Genomic DNA, 21,010 nt, shown 5'->3' with positions numbered 1-21,010 from the left:
CGCCGAATGTAGTTGTCAATACAGAGGAGAGGTTGATGCAGATGGTTCAGTTGAGCGCGGGAGATTGCAGCGCCCGGGTCCGCGGCATTCTGTTCGACAAGGACGGCACGCTGCTGCAATTTATGAGCTTGTGGGGCTGGTGGGCCGAGAAGGTGCTTCAGGACTTGGAGCAGGAGCTAAAAAAAGAGGGCGGCTCCCTGCCGGAGCAGCCTGGATATATATTAGGGGTTATTATCGAAGAGGATGGTTCGATTCGGAGGCATGACCGCCAGGGAGCGCTCGCGATGGGCTCTCCGTCGCAAATGATCGGCATCGCGACGTATTTGCTGCATCGGACGGGGGTGCCGTGGAATGAAGCGTTGCGGCGCGTTACCGCCGTCTTCGAAAACGCCAACGAGCAGGTGCTCGAGCAAGCCAAGATCGTGCCGATTACCGGCACCGTCGCTTTTCTGGAGCGCTGCAAGGCGTTAGGGCTGACGTTGGCCGTCGTCACGGCCGATGACCAGGGGCCGTCGGAGCAGCATCTGGAGAAGATGGGGATTCGGCATTATTTCGATGCGGTCATCGGTGACGATTGCGTCGAGCGAGGCAAGCCATTCCCGGACATGGTCGAGCTGGCCTGCCGCGAGATCGGCTTAAAGCCGGAGGAAGTGGCCGTGATCGGCGACTCGGTCGGCGACATGGAGATGGGGCGCAGCGCCGGCGTGGCGCTGAATATCTTTATCGATGAAGAGCGCGTTTTCGCTGAGGCGCCGGCCGCCGCCGATGCGATGATTCGCGCTTACGATGAGATCGGGCTGGAATCGTAGTTGAATCGGAAATGTGTTGGTACAACAATCCCCCTCATTCCGGGATTGCGGAAGAGGGGGATTGTTGTACCTTTTCTTATAATGTGGAATATATGTTCGCACAAGGATAGTAGTGTGGTATAATATGGGTGCAATAGAATAGGCTCGATAAGGGTGGTCGGCCCATCTCCTGGAAGGGAGGTGAGGCTATGACAGTATTTGAATCACTCCGTCTGATGATTGCATTCGGATTGTTCGTGATTGCGCTGCTGTCCTTCTCTAACAAGAAGTAGACCTCCCTGAGCTTCCCGGCCTAGTGGAGGTCTACCTTGTGAAAATCATGGTCGACTGCCTAAGAGGCAATCTATTGCAAGACCGTAGATGTTCCCGCATCTGCGGTCTTTTTTAGTGTATTCATGCACTGTTCCAAATAAACATATCGCTATAAAAATAATACCATAGATAAAAATAAATAGGAAGATAGACGGCAACAATTGCGTGCCTTCTCCGGGCTTGGCCGCTACGATGTGAGCGCGGGGGAAGCGAGCACCTCCGTCAGCTTCGCCTGGAAGGCTTCTGCGCCGACGCGGAGGAAGAAGGCGTGGAACGATTCCTGTCCGTTCCGCTCCTGCTTGTAGTAGCGGAGGAGCTGCTCCAGGACGTAAGGCACGTCGTCGCCCCGGACCCGGCCCTTGAGCGCCGTGTTGAAGCGGGCGCCCGGACCGAGGATGCCGCCTACCGCGATATCGAAGGCGTCGACCATGCCCTGCTCGGTCTTGATGAGCGAGCCTTGCAGGCCGATGTCGGCGACATGCTTCTGGCCGCAGGAGTTCGGGCAGCCGATGAAATGAATCCGCACCTTTTCGTTCAAATCGCCGACATGATCGTCCAAGTATTGGGCTACGCGCCGCGCCCGTTCCTTCGTCTCGACGATGGCGAGGTTGCAGAACTCGTTGCCCGTGCAGGAGACGGTGCGGCTCATGAACGGCCTCGGATACGGAGTCAGGCGCCCGAGCACCGGCAGCGCCAGCACCGTATCCAGCGCTTGCTCCGGAATGCCGGTCAGGATGATATTTTGCGACATCGTCGTGCGCAGCGAGCCGTCGCCATACCGTTCCGCGGCGTCCGCGAGCTGTTCAAGCTCATCCGCGTCTAGCCGGCCGACGGGAACGTTCAGGCCGATGTAATATAGACCCGGCTGCTTCTGCGGGTGGACGCCATCGAAATAGGCGGCTTGCCAGCCGACAATCCGGTCTTCGCCCCGGGAAGGCAGCTTGCCGATCAGTTCCTCGAGATGTGCTTGGAATTTCTCGATTCCCCAAGCCGCGATCAGGTACTTCAGGCGGGCTTGATGCCGCTTCTCGCGGAAGCCGTAATCGCGGAACAAGGTCGTGACGCCGACGGCGACCTTGAGCACCTCTTCCGGGCGGACGAACAGCTCGAGCTGCTGGGCCAGGTGCGGCTTCGCAGACAAGCCGCCGCCGACCCAGGCATGGAAGCCGATCACTTCCTGCCCATCGATCTGCTTCGTCGCCGGGGTGAAGGCGAGATCGTTGATTTCCGCATGCGCGTTGTTATAGATGTTGGATGAAATGGACATTTTGTATTTGCGCGGCAGGTTCGAGAAATCCCGGTTCAGCAGGAAGAAATCATTCACCTCATGAACTAATTCGGTCGTGTCCATGAGCTCATCCGGGTCAATGCCTGCGAGCGGGTTGCCGACAATCGTGCGCGGGCAATCGCCGCAAGCTTCATAGGAGTACAAGCCGACCGCTTCCAGCCGCTTGAAAATGTCCGGCATATGCTCGACGCGCAGCCAATGGTACTGTACGGCCTGGCGTGTCGTCACATCAAGAAGCCCGCGTCCGTACAGTCTGGCGATCTCGGCCAAGGCCCGGGCTTGAGCTGCCTTCAATAGGCCGGAAGGGATGCGGATGCGCATCATGAAATGGCCGTCCTTCGGCTTTTGCTCGTAGACGCCAGCCCATTTAAACCGGTTTTTGTCATCCTCCGGTATGGACTCGTAGCCCTGGACCGCATAGGTCTCAATGATGTCGCGGATGACGTCCAGCCCGTCCTTTTCCATCTTAATAAATTCAAACTTGTTCAGCTTCGAAGGGTCCTTCATCCATACCGGTTCGTACGCCATTATGGTATCCCCCGCTCTCTAAAAATTAATAATTCCGATGTAAATAATGAGGATTGATTGGTGACATCGTATCATATTTCCTGGGGAGCGACAATAAAAATTAGGAATTATTTTTTCTAATGAATCCCATTTGAATCGGTTATAAATGGGAGAAGGAGGGGGCGGGCTATGACATCGTTCATCTGTAAATGGCATTCACGCTGAAAAACTTGAAAAATTCGTGACAATCCTGTTAAATATAGAGGAGAAGTATTGCAACTCTTGCTGGGTAAATATAACATAGGGAAAGATAGGTAAAATGCGCGTGTAGAGGGAGGTCGCACCATGTTTCTGGCCGAAGGAGCAGAACAGACCGAAAGTCTGTTTCAATTTTTTGACGTCTTTATGATCGTGTTTACGTTAATCTTGATTTGGGCGGTAATCCGTCAGCTCAAGCAGCGTCCGCGCAATAAATTTGCGATTGGGTTTGCGATTGTCAGCTTGATTGTCTTTTTGATTGCAGACGTGAAGATGATCTCAGGTTGGTAACACATAGCTACATAATAGTTAAGCGGTTTCAATGGGGATTCCGAGCTCCGCACACATATGACAGCGTATAGACAGGCTCTTTGATGTCGATCATCAAGGGGCTTTTTTTCGCTGTTGGGCGGAGGGGCCGGGAGGGGGCCCGGCTATCGGGGCAGCGGGAGCTGTGGAAGAGTTGGAGACGAAGGGCGAAGAAGGGGCCATCGCCGGGTACAGCTTGTCGAGGAGTTTTTTATGCTGTGCGTGAACCATGCGGCTGCGGTCGAGGAGGCGCTGGCCTTTTGGAAAGAGTCTCTCCTGTCCGAGAGTGATCCGTCGATCCGGTTCGTGAAGAAGGAGAAGAAGGCCTGGCTGGGCCAATCGGCGATGCGCGTGCAGTTCACCGGCCTGACGATCAGCGTCAACAGCACCTAGACGCCGAATATGCTGCTGATCGCCAAGGATGGGTATGTCTTTACGCTGTGCTACAAGATGTACGATGTATCCCGCACGCCAGAAAAAGTGGTGGAGTCCGAACAGGTTATAGACTCGTTCCGGTTCACCGCGCTTTAATAGAGAAAGTGATGACGCTGTGCCGTGGGGCATGGCGTCTTTTTTGGCTGCGTATGGGAGGAGATTGTTGTGGGGGCTGGCCTCGGTGCTGGGGAGGAGCGATGCCTAGTATGGGAGAGCCGATGGCATTCGCGATAAGTACGGGCCGAGGGAACTGAAGGGATGGGCGAGTTGAGAAACAGCGTTCTGTAGTTCCTGGGTATTGAGTAGCAGGGGGAGAACAGCTTAGCATGGATATCCCAATGCTTCAGGGGGATGATTGCTTTGCGTTGCAGGCTGCGGTGAAGGGGCAGCGCAGCGCTTCTTTTCTCCATTCTCCCATCCGGTCAGGTTAACAAGCCTTATGTAAGACTACTGCTAAATGCTTAAGGTAAAGATGGAGTGCACGGAAGTTTTCCAGACAGGGTAGAGGAGCTGGTTGCTTTATTTTCAGGCTAAAGGGGATGTGTTCGAGTTTCTTTGAGCCAATCTCCCCGTCGCTCAGGGAAAAAGTCCCCGATGGTTTGTTCATTGCTGTGGTTTGGCAGGAGCAAAGTCTTCCTACTAGTGTTATGCGGACTCAGAGGCAGAAGGTTCGGACAATATAGAAACCGGCTGGAGTCAGGAGCTGGTGCGGGAAGCACGCTGTTTGTCTGAGCGAGGGGAGAGGGATCGGAAGAAGGCAAATAGAGGGGCTGGGGCCGCTGCTAGACATGGCGCAACCGCAGGGAAGGAAGATATCGCCGCTACTGGAGTTTTGGCCGAAAGACCGCTATACTATGTAAGGCATCTTCGATGTCTGGCCTTGTCGGGTAGCAGGCAGAATTGAAGAATTCAGGTTGGGGGTCAACGTAATGACGACAATCAAGCAACATAACGATAGACAAGCCGTAGATGTCGTGAAGGCTGCGATGCAGGAAGCGGGCATGGCGCCCCGGAATCTGCGGCGTGAAGATATTGAGCTGCTGGCGCCTGCGGGCGACTGGGATTGCATGCGGGCCGCAGTGGCGAATGGGGCGGACGCTATCTTTTTCGGCGTGGAAAAGTTCAATGCGCGGGCGCGCGCGAACAATTTCCAGATGGACGAGCTGCCGGAGATTATGGCGTTTTTGCACAGCTATGGCGTGAAGGGTTTTTTGACGTTCAATATTCTTGTATTTGAAAATGAGCTGGCGGACGCGAAGGAGCTGATTGATGCGTGCATTACGGCCGGGGTCGATGCGGTCATCGTGCAGGATCTGGGCTTGGTGAAGCTGATTCGCGAGATTTCGCCGGATTTCCCGATTCATGGCTCGACGCAGATGACGATTACGTCGCCGGAGGCGGCTTCGTTCACGAAGCCGTACGGACTGGAGCGGGTCGTGCTTGGGCGGGAGAACAACCTCAAGCAGATCCGGAAGATCGGGGCCGAGGCGCAGCTTCCGATGGAGGTGTTCGTGCACGGCGCTTTGTGCGTGTCGTATTCCGGACAATGCCTCACCTCGGAAATGTGGGGCGGACGCTCCGCGAACCGCGGGGAATGCGCGCAGGCGTGCCGTCTGCCGTATGACATGATGGTCGACGGGGAGCATCAGCCGATGGGCGATGTGACGTATTTGTTGTCGCCGAAGGATCTGGCGGCGCTCGATCTGGTGCCGGAGCTGATTGAAGCGGGCGTGACGTCGTTTAAAATCGAGGGCCGCATGAAGCAGCCGGAATATGTGGCGAATGTGGTCAGCAAGTACCGGAAGGCGATCGATGATTATTTCGATGGCCGCTGGGCAGGGCCGACGAAGGAAGAGGTGCGCGAGCTGCAGCAGAGCTTCTCGCGCGGCTTCACGCACGGCTTCCTGAAGGGGACGAACAACAAGCAGCTCGTGGACGGCACGTTCCCGAAGAGCCGCGGCGTCTATCTCGGCCGCGTCGAGCAGGTGCTGCGCGACGGGGTCGTGTGCAAGCTGGAGGCGCCGCTGAAGCGCGGCGACGGGATTGGCTTTGACGCGGGCGACCCGACGAAGAAGGAGGAGGGCGGCCGCGTGTACGACCTGCGCCGCAAAGGCGTCAAGCTGGACGGCGAGGCGCAGGAGGGCTGGCTGGTCGACATCGTGCCGGGACGCCACGATGTCGACCTGCGGCGGGTGAAGGTCGGCGACCGCATTTGGAAGACGAGCGACCCGGCCTTGGACAAGCGCATGCGGGCCACGTTCGAGACGGAGAAGCCGTATCGCGTGTTCCCCGTGCATGTGCGCGTGGAAGGCCGCGCCGGCGAGCCGCTCCGCACCTGGTGGACCGACGTGCCGAAGGGCACGACGGTGCAGGTGGATTCGGAGCTGGCGCTGGAAGCGGCCCGGAAGCGCCCGATGGATCAGGCGCTTCTGGAGGAGCAGTTCGGCCGCCTTGGCGGAACGGTGTATCAGCTCGAGCGGCTGGACGCCGCCCTGGAAGGCGACGTCATCGTGCCGATGCGTGAGCTGAATGCGGTCCGCCGCCGGGCGGTGGAACTGCTCGCGGGCGAGCGGCCGAAGCCGCCGGTATACGAGCACCGCGACGTAGACGTCTACGGCGGCGCGGTGCGGGAGCACACGGCGGTGCAGCCGGGCCAAGCGCGGCTGACGGCGCTGTGCCGCTCGCTCGCGCAAGTGGAGGCGGCCGTGAACACGGAGGCGGAACTCATCTACGCCGATTTCGAGTTCATCAAGCAGTTCCCGGCCGCCATCGAGGCGTGCCGCGCTGCCGGCAAGCCGATCGCGCTCGTCACGCCGCGCATCCATATGCCCGGCGAAAATGGCTACCACCGGAACATCCTGAAGCTGAAGCCGGACGCAGTGCTTGTCCGCAATACTGGCGCGCTGCAGTTCTACATGCAGGCGAAGGCCGAAGCCGCTGAGCGGGGCGAAGCCTTCCCGCGGCTCATCGGCGACTTCTCGCTGAATGTCGCCAACCATAAGACGGTGGAACTGTTCGCCGCCTCGGGTCTGGACTGCATCACGCCGTCCTATGACCTGAACATTCAGCAGATGATCGATATGCTCCGCCATACGGACACCTCATTGCTTGAGATCGTTATTCATCAGCATTTGCCAATGTTCCATACGGAGCACTGCGTCTACTGCACCTTCCTTAGCGAAGGAACGGATTACACGAACTGCGGACGCCCGTGCGAGGAGCACCGCGTCTCCCTGCGCGACCGCATCGGCATGTCCCACCCGGTCCGGGTAGATGAAGGCTGCCGCAACACGGTCTACAACGCCATTGAGCAGTCCGGCGCTGAATACATTACCCACTTTATGGAGCTAGGCGTCGGCAGCTACCGCGTCGAATTCCTGGAGGAGACGCCGGAACAGGTCCATCAAGTGATCGACCTCTATGGCCGCGCTCTCCGTGCCGAGATCAGCGGCACCGAAGTGTGGCGCACGTTGAAGGCGACGAACCAGCTCGGCGTGACGCGCGGGCAGTTGGTGAAGTAAAATAAATGTTTATATAGGGCAGGAACCATTGCATTGCGTGGGTTCCTGCTTTTTTGTTAGGAGGGAGGGTTTTTCTCTCCACCTGCAGTTCCTTATGAAGCGAGTCTACCGTTTTTGCGATATAATAGGCGTAACCAATATAAGAAAAACGGTGTTTCGAATAGAAATGAAGTAGAGGGGGAAATTTCGTGAAGGTCAGAAAAGCGATTATCCCGGCTGCGGGGCTTGGAACCCGATTCCTGCCGGCGACGAAAGCAATGCCGAAAGAAATGCTTCCTATCGTAGACAAACCGACCATTCAATATATCGTCGAAGAAGCGGTCGCATCGGGAATTGAGGATATTATTATCGTTACGGGAAAAGGCAAGCGTGCGATCGAGGATCATTTTGACAGTATTTTCGAATTGGAGTATATGCTTCGTGAACGAGACAAACTTGCCCTGCTGGAAGAAGTTCAAAAACCGTCCGAACTGGCAGATATCCATTACATAAGACAAAGGGAGCCGCGCGGCTTGGGCCATGCCATTTGGTGTGCGCGCAAGTTCATAGGCAATGAACCGTTCGCCGTGCTGTTGGGGGATGATATCGTCGAAGCCAATACGCCGTGTCTGAGGCAAATGCTTGACGTGTACGAGTCATATGAAGCACCCATAGTCGGGGTCCAGCCTGTTCCGTGGGAAGACGTATCGCGTTACGGCGTCGTAGCAGGCGATCAAATAAACGAACGGCTGCTTCGTGCAAAACAGCTCGTTGAAAAACCTGCCCGCCAACAAGCTCCTTCGAACTGGGCCATTATGGGACGTTATATCCTTACACCGCGTATCTTTGAACTGCTGGAGCAGCAGAAAGAGGGAGTAAACGGCGAAATTCAACTGACGGACGCCATAGCCGAGCTAAGCCAAGAGGAGAAAGTGCTGGCTTATCACTTTGAAGGGGAGCGGCATGATGTCGGAGAGAAGCTGGGCTTTATCAAAACGACCCTTCACTATGCCCTGCAACGGCCTGATTTGCGAGGTGAGCTTATAAATTACTTAACGGATATTATAGAGGAGCCAAACCACTATACTTGTCAGCAATCAAAGTAGAAAACGGCCCATTACGGGCCGTTTTCCATTTATTACTATTTTAAAAATCGCATTTCAGCAACTTGTTCAATTCGCTCTTTTTCTTCTGGATCCACACTGAGCAACTTATCATACCATACCTGATCGACTTGGCCGCTCTGGATAGTCGCTCCTACATACCAGCGGGCTAGCTCCTTATTATCCGCATTCGAAAGATCCTCGTTGAGGTAAGGCTTCATTGCTTCCGCTCCCTGCCCAGGTTCGCCTTTCATAATGTAGGCCCGGCCAGCATTCATGGCCATCGTGGTCGTTACCCTGAATTCTCGCCCCTGAAGCTGTCCTTCCGGCAAAGTTTTGAGATGTTCCACGCCTTGTTCGACGTGGCGCAATGCGGCAATAATCTCATCCATGTATTCATTTTTCTTTTCTGGAGATTCGTTATAAACGATCATCCCTTGGCGCAAGGCAGCATCCATATACTTGTCGTACCATTCCATATCCCACGGGAAGCGCTCAGCATTTTCAGAGTAGACTTTATAAAGTTCCGAATCCATTCCTTTTTGCTTATAAAGCTCTATCAATCGTAAGAGCAATAATCGGTTTCCTGGTTGTTTTTCCAGCGCCTGTCGTAGTGTATGCTCCGCTTCAGCAAAAAAGGCTTCATCTCCTTGTTGTGCGTATACTTGTTGGAACAAGGCAGCTTTAAACTCAGCATATTCAGGCACGGTTCCCCGTATTTTTAGAGCTTTATTTAAGAAATCCATTGTTTGATTAAAATTGCTCGTTTCATTCAGGACAGCTCTCGCTTTCGCATAAGAGCTGGATGCTTGAATAAATAATAGAGAAGTGATGAACATTATTATTCCAGCGATGCCGAAAATACTTGCCGCAGCCGCTTTAAATGTACCTGGCTTTATTTTCTTAAGTGGCTCCGTTGAAATTGATGCCGTCATTCCTCCCAAGCTAATAAAGACGATAATCCCGATATAAACATAGCTCATGTTAAAATCCATCACGCTATGTACCAAAATGCTTGTCGCTAAAATGAAATATATGAAATAGCCATTCCGCTTCGTCTCTTCCGCGTTCCGGAACGATTGTATGTACTTCCAATAAACGATTCCGAGAAAAGCAATTAATATAAGGAAGCCGAGAAATCCGGTCTCAACGAGATACTGCGCATAATAGCTATGAGCTTGGGCTGATTCATATGGGTTGTTTTGGTACTTTTCATACAACGCGCTCCAGGCGCCGCCGCCCGCACCGAAGACAGGATAGTCTGCCACCAGCTTCATAGAGTCTTTGTAGAACGTAATCCGCTCAAGCACGCTGTGCTGCTGGAAGTTGATTGAACTAAGACGTGAAGAGATGCTTTCCGGCAGCATATTTTTTAGACCGGTTCCTAGCAAAAAGAACAACAGCACTCCAGCAAGGATGGTTCCCCCTACAGGGAGGAGAGCATTTGCCCACTTCTTCATTGAGAAGTTTTCCAGTTTATTTTCCAACCATGGCGCAAGGAATCGTTGTACAATCCAACACAATACAGCGCATAGAGCGGATGCTCCAAAAATATAAAGCCATCCTTTCAAGGAGAAAGCATCTGCTCCGTTCAGATGTACTTGATTGCCGATATCGGATACGGTATTCAAAATAAAGAATGTCGCCACGCCGCTGATTGCCAGATGGACAATCCATAGAATCTGCCGTGCCGGCTTTATAAATAAGAGAACCAAAACAAATACCACTGGCAGTAAGACCAGACCGCTACGAGACAGGGTTAATAAAATTGATAGAATAATTGGTACCAACATAAAACCGTGGACCGCATGACTAACTGCCTTACGGCTTGTCGTTAAGTAGAACACGGCTACAAAGAAGAATGCCATCAAATAGGCCGCATACGTATTCGGGTACTGGAACACCGAGGCAAGACGAGGTCCATTCGCATCTACCCAAATCGCTTGCTGATATAGTCCATCCGCATTAAGCCTAGAAAACCAGCCAATCAATGCAGCCGCAAGTTTCCCATTTCCAAGCCAGTTCATCAATCCAAACCAGACTACGGCATAGGCGGAGCCTGTTAACGTGATCTGGATGATGCGATTGATTTTTTCTTCGCCGGTTGTTAGTTTGGTAAGAGCGAAGAAAACGGCGTAAGTTAACATAATAAAAACCGCATTTACCGCTAAATAACTGGAAGCTGCGAATAATGACGAAACTCCGTAGGTTAAAGGAAGTAAAAATACAAAGAGAGTAATCACGTCAGACTGGTCATAATTTCTTTTTTTAAACTGAAACAGGATTCCCAATGCCAAAAATGCTAGAATAGAAGCTATGAGAATGGACCAATAAATTGGATTTTCAAAGTATGTGTCTTGTGCATTGAATAGTCCGAACTGAAATGGTGACCAAACTAAGAATAGAATAAGAGTAACTACACATCCCCAATGAGACAGGGAAAAATGGTTGCTGTTGTCGATATTTTGATTGGGCTTTGTTGCCCCATAGCCATATGTAGACAAAGTTATTCTCCTTTGCAAGTAAATTACGATCATAATAATACCATAGGTAGGCGAGAACTTCTATTTAGGCCACCCAAATTGGATATTCGTTACTAGCAGTATATTTGGGCAAACTCAGGTATGTTGGGTATGATGGAAAAAATAAACATATGGAGAATTCCAATGATAGACAAGTTTATAAGAAAACTCTATATATCAAAGTCTTATTAGTAATATTAAATAGATCAATAAATAAAATGAAAAAATTAATGGGAGAGTGTCCATAATGAAAGGTATAATTCTAGCAGGTGGTTCAGGAACCAGACTTTACCCAATCACCAAGGCAACATCAAAGCAAATGGCGCCAATATACGATAAGCCAATGATTTACTACCCACTTTCAGTATTGATGTTAGCTGGTATTCGAGATGTATTAATCATTTCCACTCCTCGTGATTTACCGCATTTTGAGGAGCTTCTTGGAAGCGGGAACGACTTGGGTATGAACTTCGAATATGCCGTACAACAGGCGCCGAACGGGCTGGCAGAGGCGTTTATTATTGGCGAGAATTTTATAGGCGACGATAACGTTGCATTGGTTTTAGGAGATAATATTTTTTGGGGTCAAGGATTTTCTGGTTGCTTAAAGGAGGCGGGAGCTCTACAAAACGGTGCTTGTATTTTTGGATATTATGTACAGGATCCATCTGCATATGGAGTCGTTGAATTTGATGCTAATGGAAAAGTGGTCTCTCTAGAAGAAAAACCAAAAATTCCAAAATCCCATTATGCAATACCAGGTTTATATTTCTATGATAATTCCGTTATTGAAAAAGCGAAAAAGCTGGAGTTTTCGGCAAGGGGCGAATTAGAAATTACAGATTTAAACAGACTCTATATGGAAGAAAATAATTTAAAAGTAAAGCTACTAGGTAGAGGGATGGCGTGGCTGGATACAGGAACACATGATTCAATGCTGGATGCATCGAATTTTGTCGCTGCAGTCCAAAAAAGGCAGGGTACTTTTATTGCATGCATTGAAGAAATAGCATTTAGAAACGGATGGATTACTAACGACAAATTGCTTAAACTAGCTGAGCCTTTGTTAAAAACAAATTATGGACGTTACTTAATCGGAGTGAGTCAGACGATTGAAACTTTGGAGGGACAATGAACTTTCTTAAAGAGATCTTTCAGTATAAGAGTACTATTATAAGCTTGGCGAAAAATGATTTCAAAAATAGATATGCTGGTTCATACCTGGGGGCTCTATGGGCATTTATCCAACCTTTAATAACCATCCTTATATTCTGGTTTGTGTTTGAGGTGGGTTTTAGAGCAACACCAGTGGAAAATGTCCCTTATCTCATCTGGTTTATTTGTGGCATTATCCCATGGTTCTTTTTTTCAGATGCTGTACTAGGCGCAACCATGAGTATCGTAGACTATAACTACTTGGTGAAAAAAGTAATGTTTAATATTAACATATTACCATTAGTGCGGTTGATGGTTGCTTTATTTGTACATTTGTTTTTTATAGTTTTGTTATTTGTAGTATGTTTTTCTATATCTCTTCCGGTAACCATATATAGTGTACAAATATTATACTATTCGTTTAGTATATTTGTTTTTTCTTTGGGTGTTTCTTATCTAACTTCATCATTGGTACCATTCTCTAAAGATTTTGGACAAATTGTAGCTATCGTTTTACAATTTGGATTTTGGTTAACACCTGTTGTATGGAATTACGAGATTCTTTCTCCTAAATTACTTACAATTTTTAAATTGAATCCTGCATTTTATATTGTTCAGGGCTATCGTGATTCACTAGTATATAAAGTTTGGTTTTGGGAAAGACCATTAAGTACTCTTTTCTTTTGGATTACGACTGGGGTTGTCTTCTATGTTGGCAAGGTTTTGTTCCGTAGATTAAAGCCTCATTTTGCAGATGTGTTATAAAGTGGATGAGGGGGCTGCTAGAATGGAAATTATTAAAGTCAATAATGTATCAAAAACTTATAGAATGTATAGTCAGCCCAAAGATAGGCTGAAAGAAGCATTGAGTCTAGGCGGGAAAGTATACCATCAAGACTTTTTTGCACTTAATAATATTAGCTTTACTCTTTCAAAAGGAGAAAATGTCGGTATTATCGGGAAAAATGGTTCCGGTAAATCAACATTATTAAAAATAATTACCGGAATTATCCAACCCAATTCTGGAAATGTTGAAGTGTTTGGACGGGTATCTGCTATTTTAGAACTGGGCTCTGGTTTTAATCCTGAATATTCAGGTATTGAAAACATATATACTTATGGCTTAATTGTCGGAATATCAAAGAAAGAAATGGAGACAAAAATTGGGGATATAATTTCATTTGCAGACTTGGGCGAGTTTATACACCAACCAGTAAAGACGTATTCGAGCGGGATGTATGCCAGATTAGCATTCTCAGTTGCGATAAATATTGATCCTGATATTTTAATTGTCGATGAAGCCTTATCAGTTGGAGATATGGGGTTTCAGCATAAATGTATGAATAAAATGAAAGAATTGATTGAACAGGGCGCAACGGTTATTTTTGTTAGTCACGATACCTTCGCAATAAAGAGCTTATGTAGCCGATGCATTTATCTTGAGAACGGAAACATAAAAGCAGATGGCAGTGCCATTGAAGTTACAGATTTATATCTAATGGATACGAGAAAAAAAATTTACAAATCAGAAGAGGAAGAAATTGCGAGTAAAAATGCGGATGCATCTCGCAATCTTCAAGATCAATCAACCGAAACTAGTAAAGAAATAGTAAACCAACCATTAGAATCACCAAGAGAAGATTCTGTTTTTGAAAGCTTACGTTACGGTACAGGCGATGTTCGCATCAAAAAAATAACAATGAAAAATAAAAACGGTAATATAGCTAATCATTTTGAGTTCGGGGAATTAATGATAATAGAAATTCATCTTAAAGCATTTAAAACTATTGAGAATTTAAATTGTTGTATTAGGATACGTGATAAAAATGGTATAGATGTCACGGGGACAACTACGTATGAGGAAAAAATAAAATTCCCTGTCTTTGAAGAAAATCAAAGTATGATTGTAAAATTCACATCTCCGAATATATTAAAGCACGACATGACATTTAGCGTGGGCGTTACTATTAATGATACAAGGAATGTTGCTGATCAAACCATTTTGGATCACGTAGATTTAGGTTATTCTTTTAAGAGCGTTTATAATCCACAAAGACCGGTATGGTATATGTATTATCAGAATTACGACATTGAATACAAAATTGACTAGGAAGGAGACGGGGAATGGGAACATCAAATTGGCAAAATATATCATTTTGTGTCGACTTGATAAGAAGAATTAGTCCTAGTTCAATACTAGACGTCGGTGTTGGTTTTGGCAGATGGGGAATTATTTCTAGAGAGTTTCTGGATGTTTGGAATGGGAAGGTTGAAAAAGAGAGTTGGAATATCCATGTCGAGGGAATAGAGGCTTTTCCTTCAAATATCGAAAATTACCATAAAGAGTTTTATTCAAAAATTTGGGCACAAGACGCAAGGGACTTTTTTAGATCATGCACCACAAAATATGACCTGATAATTTTCGGGGATGTACTGGAACATTTTTATAAAGAAGAAGGTTACGAACTATTAGATATTTCCCTTAAAATTTCGGATTTCGTGATGATTAACATACCTATTGGGGGGGATTGGGAACAGGATTGTTTGTATGGGAATGAATATGAAGAGCATAAAAGTGAGTGGGAATTAGAAGACTTTGATAAATATTCAATTATTAGAAAGAAAGTGTTTAAGGACTTCATTGGCAGGGATTATGTTACTGTTTTGGTATCAAGTAAGAGAATTCCAAATAATGAATTATTATATCAACACACTATAGATAAAGAAATTGAACACGCAAAATACGAGTTGGATTCAACAAATGAGTATTTACTATTTCTGGAAAATAAGAAAAGGGATAGCGTGAGTCAATTGGAATCTATCCTTTTTGAAGGGGAACTGAAAATATTGAACTCGAAAAATAGCGAAAGATATTTAACTAAAATAAGAGTTTGTAATTCTTTAAATGAGAGTACACAAGGTAGCGAAGTTTGGATATACCATATTTCATCAAATGAGATTCCGGCACTGGATTTAAAAAAGGTGAAGAAAGATGGAGCTTGGATGATAAGAAATGATCGCGATGCGGCAACAGGAACTTGTTTGATTGCAAGCCAACATGGTGCGGAAATAGAATTCGAAATAATAGGCGATACTCTAAACTTAAAATGTTTATCACATCCCTGGAGTGGCTGTGTAGAAATAATTGCAAATAATAACGCTGTGTTGAAAGTAGATCTATACAGTAAAAATCAAAAAATAATTGATATTGCAGTTAACTTAAAGGATGTAGATTAATATGAATATTTGCTTGGTCTCCCGCGAATTATATCCTTTCCAAAAGGCGGGCATTGGCGTTTATGTTCATAATCTATCTAAATCATTGGTTGAGAATGGTAATAAAGTTTTTATTATTACCTCAAAAAGTAATCAAGTTGAGTGTGCTTTAAGTGAATATTATCAAGAACCTAGTATTAATATTATAGGAATTGATTTAGAAACAGAATCAAAGATTATAGATGATTTTATTTTAGCTTATTCAATGAGTGTCTATCATCACTTAAAGAAGCTGACGAAAGAAGAAGAAATTAGTCTAGTTGAATTTGCGGACTATTTTGGAGAAGGATTCTACCCTTTGCTCTATAAGCGTGTTAGAGGAGAGTTTGAGAATATCCCTTTTGTTGTAAAATTGCATGCCCCAACTTATGAATGTAATATAGCTAATCAATTGGTTACACCGGAGAGTCGTTTAACGTTGCAAGAAGATTTCGTGATTAAAAACGTTGATTATATATATTCTATAAGTAATTTTATGAGAAATACAATTTCCGCCCGCTTAAAACGTAATGATATTGATATTGTATATAATATGATTGATACGCCAGAACCAGGCTCAATAGAATTAGGTGAAGAACTGTTATTTCAAAATAAGTATGTTTTATTTGTTGGTCGGCTGGAAGAGCTCAAGGGTATCGATATATTTATCAAATCTGCTCTTCAAGTTATAAATGAAAATGATACTGATGTTAATTTTGTAATTATTGGTAGAGACATACTAAATCAAAAAAGTAACAGAATGATGAAAGATGAAATGCTTGACTTAATTCCAAGTCAACTGAAGCATCGCTTTATATGGAAATCTCCTATGGCACGGGAACAACTGATGAATTATTATCGACACGCGTATGCTAGTATCTTTCCTTCGAGATTCGAGGGGTTTGGTAATGTCTGTGTTGAAGCAATGAGGATGGGATCTCCAGTCATTGTAAGCACTAACACTGCTTTAATGGAAATTATAAAGGACAAGTACGGTGTATCTTTTATTAATGGTGACTCAAAGGATTTGGCTAATAAAATAAATTGGTTGTTGAAAAATGAACAATACAGAGATGAGTTATCAAAACTATCTAAAGAACGGTCGAAATTTTTTTCTATAGATCATTTGTATCCTGCTCAAATAGAGTATTATGAGAAAATCATTAACGACTTCAAGAGTGGGCCTAAAGCACATTCGATAGAGATTCAAGAGATTGTAATACTGGAATGTATAGAACGGATTAACCATTTATTTAAAGAAGGTTCGAGAGTTACCGAGCAACACATAATCGATTATACGAAACTAGATGAAGAAAACAAGCGGTTGATTGGAGAATGGGAGAAAAATAAGGAATACATTGAGTTATTAAGAGAACAAATAAAAAATATGGAGCAAGAAAACATACGAGTATTAAATGAATGGGAAAAACTCGTTTTGCAAAAAAAGGAATCGGAACGGGAGTATGAAATTCAAATAGGTGACATGAGAGAAAAGATAACTAAGTATCTTCAGGAATTAGAGGATATTAAGTTAACTCTAATGAATAAACAAACCCTGATAGAAGAACTAACAAATAAGAATGTCGAACAATATCAGACTATGCAAGAATTAACAAATAAAAATGATGAACAATGTAGAAACATAGAAGAATTGAAACAAATGTTACGAAGTAGAAAATTTCTAATTAAGCAAATAATAAGAAAGAGAGAATATTAACCAAGATGAAGATATGGTATTTAACTAGTGAGTATCCACCTGATTTTGGGGGTGGAATTTCAATGTATATCGAGCAAGTTGCAGCATCATTTTCAAAAAAAGGTCATGACGTAACGGTTATTGTTCGGGATTCTCATCAATATGCAATCGAATATCCAAGTAAAAATTTACGTATATACCGTTTTCAACACATGTTAGGAGAACAATATCAATGTTTAGGGTACTGGGCAGCATTGTCGTATCAGTATGCAGAAGAAACGTTAGATTTAATCGATAAAGACGGAAATTCTCCAGATATTATTGAAGTGCAGGATTACAATGCGGTTGGGTATTATTTGCTCCAAAGGAAATATTTAAAGGATCCTAGGTTGCAAAAAACTAAAATTGTAGTACATCTTCACACACCTACCTTTGAATTAGCTCGTATTAATCAATTACCAAGATATGAGTTCCCAACGTATTGGATTGGTCAAATGGAGAAATTCTGTATAAACGCGGCTGATGGAATTGTGACGCAAAGTGATTTTCTCAAACATAAAATTCAACCATTTATTCCACACAAAGAGATAGAAGTTATTTCGCTCCCATTTAATACGGCTTCCCAGCCAATTTGGGAACCGGAACATGAACACGTGACTGATTTGTTATATTTAGGAAGGACTGAGTATCGTAAAGGCGTGGTTCAGTTATTGCAGGGAATGGAGCATTTATGGCTTCAAGGATACAATTATAAGCTAACACTATTAGGTGGAGATACTTATTTTTCGCCTAGAGCAGTTAAGTTAGGTGAATGGCTGAAGAAAAAATATGAGCGTTGGATAGAAAAGGGACTGCTAGTTTTTAAGGATTCAGTGAAGCCAAGTCAGTTAAATGAGGAATTAAAAAAGGCAAGAATAGCAGTAATTCCTTCCTTATATGAAAATTACCCATATAATTGTATCATTTCAATGAATTCAGGCATTCCGGTACTGGTATCTAGTAGTGGTGGACAAGCGGAGATGGTCTCTAAACACGGAAAGAATGGATATATTTTTGATTGGGATATAAAAAATGATTTCGAATCAAAGGCATTAGAATTATTAGAGAAAGAAAACACGGAATTACAGATCATCGGAAAACATGGATATGAACGTATTAAATTCTTATGCAATATTGAGTCCAATTATCAAAAGCGTCATGAATTCTATAGTCGAGTGCTTAAAAAAGATAATTTAAAACTATATCCTATTAGTCAATCAATTCCATTAAAATCGGAAAGTATAAAGAAAGTTGAAAGTAAGAAGGGGTTACTGTCAATTATTATTCCTTTCTACAATCTTGGTGACTATCTTCTCGAAACCTTGGATAGTGCTCTGAAAATCACTTATGAAGATTTTGAGATTATCATTGTGAACGACGGATCGACAGATGCAAAGTCAAAACAAGTGCTAAATGATATAGTGAAGATGAATAATCCAAAAGTCAACATACTAAACATTGAAAACTGTGGATTAGCAAATGCGAGAAATGTGGGAGCTATGCATGCTAATGGAGAATATGTAGCTTTTTTAGATGCGGATGATCTTGTAAATCAAAACTTTTATGAGAAAGCAATTGATTTATTGGATTCCTACTCGAATATTTCTTTCGTCTACAGTTGGGTAGAATATTTCGGAGCTCGTACAGGAATTTGGCCGACATTCAATACGGAATTCCCGTATTTCCTTGGAATGAATATGTTGACAGCGTTTGTTGTTGTGAGAAGACAAGATTTTATTAACTTTGGATTAAATAGAACCGTTATGGAGTATGGATTAGAAGATTACGAAGGTTGGATTGGTATGTGTGAAAATGGATGTTCTGGTATTAGTATTCCAGAACCATTGGTTCAGTATCGGGTTAGGCCGGAATCAATGTCCAGGCAATTTAATCGAGATATGGTTGTATATTTATTGGATCAATTATCTCTGCACCACGCTAAATTATACAAGGAACATGGTTTGGAAATATATAACTTATTGGTTGCGAACGGGCCTGGATATTTATGGAACAACCCCACTTTTGAGCATCCCCCAGTTGAATATTCTAATAGGCAGCAAGCGGTAAGTGATGTTCAGCAAAATAACTCTATTAAATACGAACTGATGAGAGTAGCCAATTCTAAGTGGGGTAATAGATTAATTAAAATCTTTTTGAAATTGAAATTAAACAAAATGTTCAAGTAATAAGGGGCACTGTAAATGAATGTACTGGTATTAGGTGGAAATGGTTTTATCGGCTCAAATCTATGTACAGAGTTGCTTAGACAAAACCATAATGTAAGAATAATAGACAGAAGTATTAAAAACTTCAATAAACTCTACATGAAAAATGTAGAATTTATTGAAGCCGATTTTGTACAAACACAAAATTTTAGGCCTTACCTTGATGGAATAGACGTTGTTTTTCATTTGATTAGTACTACGATTCCTTCAACATCGAATGAAGATAAAATTTTTGATATTAAAACAAATGTATGTCCAACAATTCAATTGCTGGATGATATTGTGAGTATGGGAAGGGAAATCAAAACAGTGTTCTTATCTTCTGGAGGAACTGTTTACGGAAATTCCTCTTTTGATATTATCCCTGAAGAACATCCACTAAACCCGATATGTTCTTATGGTATACAAAAAATGACCATCGAAAAATACTTGCAACTTTACAACCATGAGTATGGAATTGATTATTCCATAATAAGGCTGTCGAATCCTTATGGAAAAGGACAAGAAGGGAAAAAAGGGCAGGGAGTTGTGCCTATTTTCTTGAAAAAAATTATTAATGAAGAAGTTATTCATATATGGGGAGACGGATCAATTACACGAGACTATATTCATATAAACGATGTGGTTGATGCATTATGCAGATTGCTTCATTATTATGGGCAAGAGAAGGTGTTCAACTTAGGTTCTGGCAAGGGGCATACATTAAATGAAATTATTGAAGAAATATCAATGGTTACGAAGAAAAAGGCTTTTATAAAGTATTTAGAGCCACGGAGTATAGATGTTAAAAAAAATGTCTTGGATACATCGAAAATTAAGCAAGAATTAATGTGGAGGCCACAGGTTTCTTTGAACGAGGGTATTCAAAATATGTTGACAATAGAGTGAGTTGTTGAGGGAGAACTGAGTGAATGGATAAAACATACAGAGTATTGCTAAAGTTCATCAACTTATTTGTAAGTGTAATGTTAGCACTTCATTTATATTATCTGTTAGGTCTACCTATATAGAATAAACTATTGAACTTCCATAACAGGAGGGTTTTGTCCCATCATTGTCGAATTCAGAAATACCCTGAATGAGGCGGTGAATGAGATGGATAACAAGGAAGCGCTGGCTGCAGTTGAAGAACGAATAAGAACGACGAAGGATCGCCGCATGTACGAGCGACTTCAAACCGTACGTTTACGATTAATGGGCAAGTCTGTACGCGAGATTGCCACGATCATCTGTCGTTCGGAGAAAACTATTCGCCTTTACATCCGCGCCTATGAAAAAGAAGGGTTGTCGGGCTTGGCCATGCAATTCTCTCCCGGGCGATCCCCACGCCTGACGAAAGAACAGCGGGACGCATTGAAGCAAGTCATTGTGAACCAGGTGCCAGCAGACGTTGGATTCACCGCCAAATTCAATTGGACGTTGCAACTGATAGCAGACTACATTGAGCGTACGTATGGATGTACCTATTCGCTGCGCGGCGTTTCGAAGATGATGGAACATATGGGCATGAGCTATACGAAACCGACGTATACGCTTGCCGCTGCAGACCCTGTTAAACAACAACAGTTTGTCGAAGAAACGTTTCCGGCTCTAAAAA

At 44.6% G+C, this 21,010-nt stretch carries 16 protein-coding genes; 14 read left to right on the top strand and 2 right to left on the bottom strand.

What is annotated here, in order from left to right; genetic code table 11:
- The first annotated feature begins 41 nt into the window (after positions 1-41).
- Positions 42-809 (top strand): HAD family hydrolase, encoded by a 768-nt coding sequence (locus ABD76_RS18425; protein ID WP_197258652.1) that lies wholly within the window; start codon positions 42-44, stop codon positions 807-809.
- Between the two features lie 188 nt (positions 810-997).
- Entirely contained in the window at positions 998-1,081 is an 84-nt protein-coding gene (locus ABD76_RS29615) for a putative holin-like toxin (protein WP_275100830.1), read from the top strand.
- Positions 1,082-1,308: 227 nt separating this feature from the next.
- Here the strand turns inward: ABD76_RS29615 and ABD76_RS18420 are convergent, their stop codons facing one another.
- Entirely contained in the window at positions 1,309-2,937 is a 1,629-nt protein-coding gene (locus tag ABD76_RS18420) for a nitrite/sulfite reductase (RefSeq protein WP_197258651.1), read from the bottom strand.
- A 324-nt stretch (positions 2,938-3,261) separates the two neighbouring features.
- Here ABD76_RS18420 and ABD76_RS18415 point away from each other — a divergent pair, with 324 nt between their 5' ends.
- From ABD76_RS18415 to galU, 4 genes are all read left to right on the top strand, one after another.
- Positions 3,262-3,465, top strand: coding sequence for a DUF2759 family protein (locus ABD76_RS18415; RefSeq protein ID WP_168179065.1), 204 nt, complete (start codon positions 3,262-3,264; stop codon positions 3,463-3,465).
- 114 nt (positions 3,466-3,579) lie between these two features.
- Positions 3,580-3,876 (top strand): hypothetical protein, encoded by a 297-nt coding sequence (locus ABD76_RS18410; RefSeq protein ID WP_197258650.1) that lies wholly within the window; start codon positions 3,580-3,582, stop codon positions 3,874-3,876.
- A gap of 1,043 nt (positions 3,877-4,919) precedes the next feature.
- Positions 4,920-7,439 carry a U32 family peptidase gene (locus ABD76_RS18405; RefSeq protein WP_197258664.1) on the top strand — a complete coding sequence of 840 codons (2,520 nt, stop codon included), beginning with the start codon at positions 4,920-4,922 and terminating at the stop codon, positions 7,437-7,439.
- A gap of 188 nt (positions 7,440-7,627) precedes the next feature.
- The gene (gene galU / locus ABD76_RS18400; RefSeq protein ID WP_197258649.1) at positions 7,628-8,524 is read left to right on the top strand and encodes a UTP--glucose-1-phosphate uridylyltransferase GalU; all 897 of its coding nucleotides are present in this window, start codon (positions 7,628-7,630) and stop codon (positions 8,522-8,524) included.
- Positions 8,525-8,559: 35 nt separating this feature from the next.
- Here the strand turns inward: galU and ABD76_RS18395 are convergent, their stop codons facing one another.
- Positions 8,560-11,025 carry an O-antigen ligase family protein gene (locus ABD76_RS18395; protein ID WP_242069634.1) on the bottom strand — a complete coding sequence of 822 codons (2,466 nt, stop codon included), beginning with the start codon at positions 11,023-11,025 and terminating at the stop codon, positions 8,560-8,562.
- Between the two features lie 265 nt (positions 11,026-11,290).
- Here ABD76_RS18395 and rfbA point away from each other — a divergent pair, with 265 nt between their 5' ends.
- The 8 genes from rfbA to ABD76_RS18355 all read left to right on the top strand — a co-directional run.
- On the top strand, positions 11,291-12,178 hold the full coding sequence (gene rfbA / locus ABD76_RS18390) for a glucose-1-phosphate thymidylyltransferase RfbA (protein WP_197258647.1): 888 nt from the start codon (positions 11,291-11,293) through the stop codon (positions 12,176-12,178).
- Positions 12,175-12,963, top strand: a complete 789-nt coding sequence (locus tag ABD76_RS18385; RefSeq protein ID WP_197258646.1) for an ABC transporter permease — start codon at positions 12,175-12,177, stop codon at positions 12,961-12,963. The genes rfbA and ABD76_RS18385 overlap by 4 nt, the downstream gene beginning before the upstream one ends.
- A gap of 22 nt (positions 12,964-12,985) precedes the next feature.
- A complete protein-coding gene (locus tag ABD76_RS18380; RefSeq protein ID WP_197258645.1) occupies positions 12,986-14,308 on the top strand; it encodes an ABC transporter ATP-binding protein in 1,323 nt (440 codons plus the stop codon).
- 14 nt (positions 14,309-14,322) lie between these two features.
- Complete coding sequence (locus ABD76_RS18375; RefSeq protein ID WP_197258644.1) at positions 14,323-15,435, top strand: class I SAM-dependent methyltransferase; 1,113 nt, start codon at positions 14,323-14,325, stop codon at positions 15,433-15,435.
- A 1-nt stretch (position 15,436) separates the two neighbouring features.
- Positions 15,437-17,170, top strand: coding sequence for a glycosyltransferase family 4 protein (locus ABD76_RS18370; RefSeq protein ID WP_197258643.1), 1,734 nt, complete (start codon positions 15,437-15,439; stop codon positions 17,168-17,170).
- A gap of 5 nt (positions 17,171-17,175) precedes the next feature.
- Positions 17,176-19,374 carry a glycosyltransferase gene (locus ABD76_RS18365; RefSeq protein ID WP_275100827.1) on the top strand — a complete coding sequence of 733 codons (2,199 nt, stop codon included), beginning with the start codon at positions 17,176-17,178 and terminating at the stop codon, positions 19,372-19,374.
- 15 nt (positions 19,375-19,389) lie between these two features.
- Positions 19,390-20,301 carry an NAD-dependent epimerase/dehydratase family protein gene (locus ABD76_RS18360; protein ID WP_197258641.1) on the top strand — a complete coding sequence of 304 codons (912 nt, stop codon included), beginning with the start codon at positions 19,390-19,392 and terminating at the stop codon, positions 20,299-20,301.
- 207 nt (positions 20,302-20,508) lie between these two features.
- The coding region (locus tag ABD76_RS18355; RefSeq protein ID WP_197256132.1) for an IS630 family transposase at positions 20,509-21,010 on the top strand (502 nt) is incomplete at its 3' end.

Origin of the sequence: Paenibacillus dendritiformis, from assembly GCF_015845845.1 — a bacterium.
In the GTDB taxonomy this organism is placed as follows: domain Bacteria; phylum Bacillota; class Bacilli; order Paenibacillales; family Paenibacillaceae; genus Paenibacillus_B; species Paenibacillus_B dendritiformis_C.
Note: the sequence above shows the minus strand (reverse complement) of the source record. Positions and strands in the feature narration are given on the sequence as shown.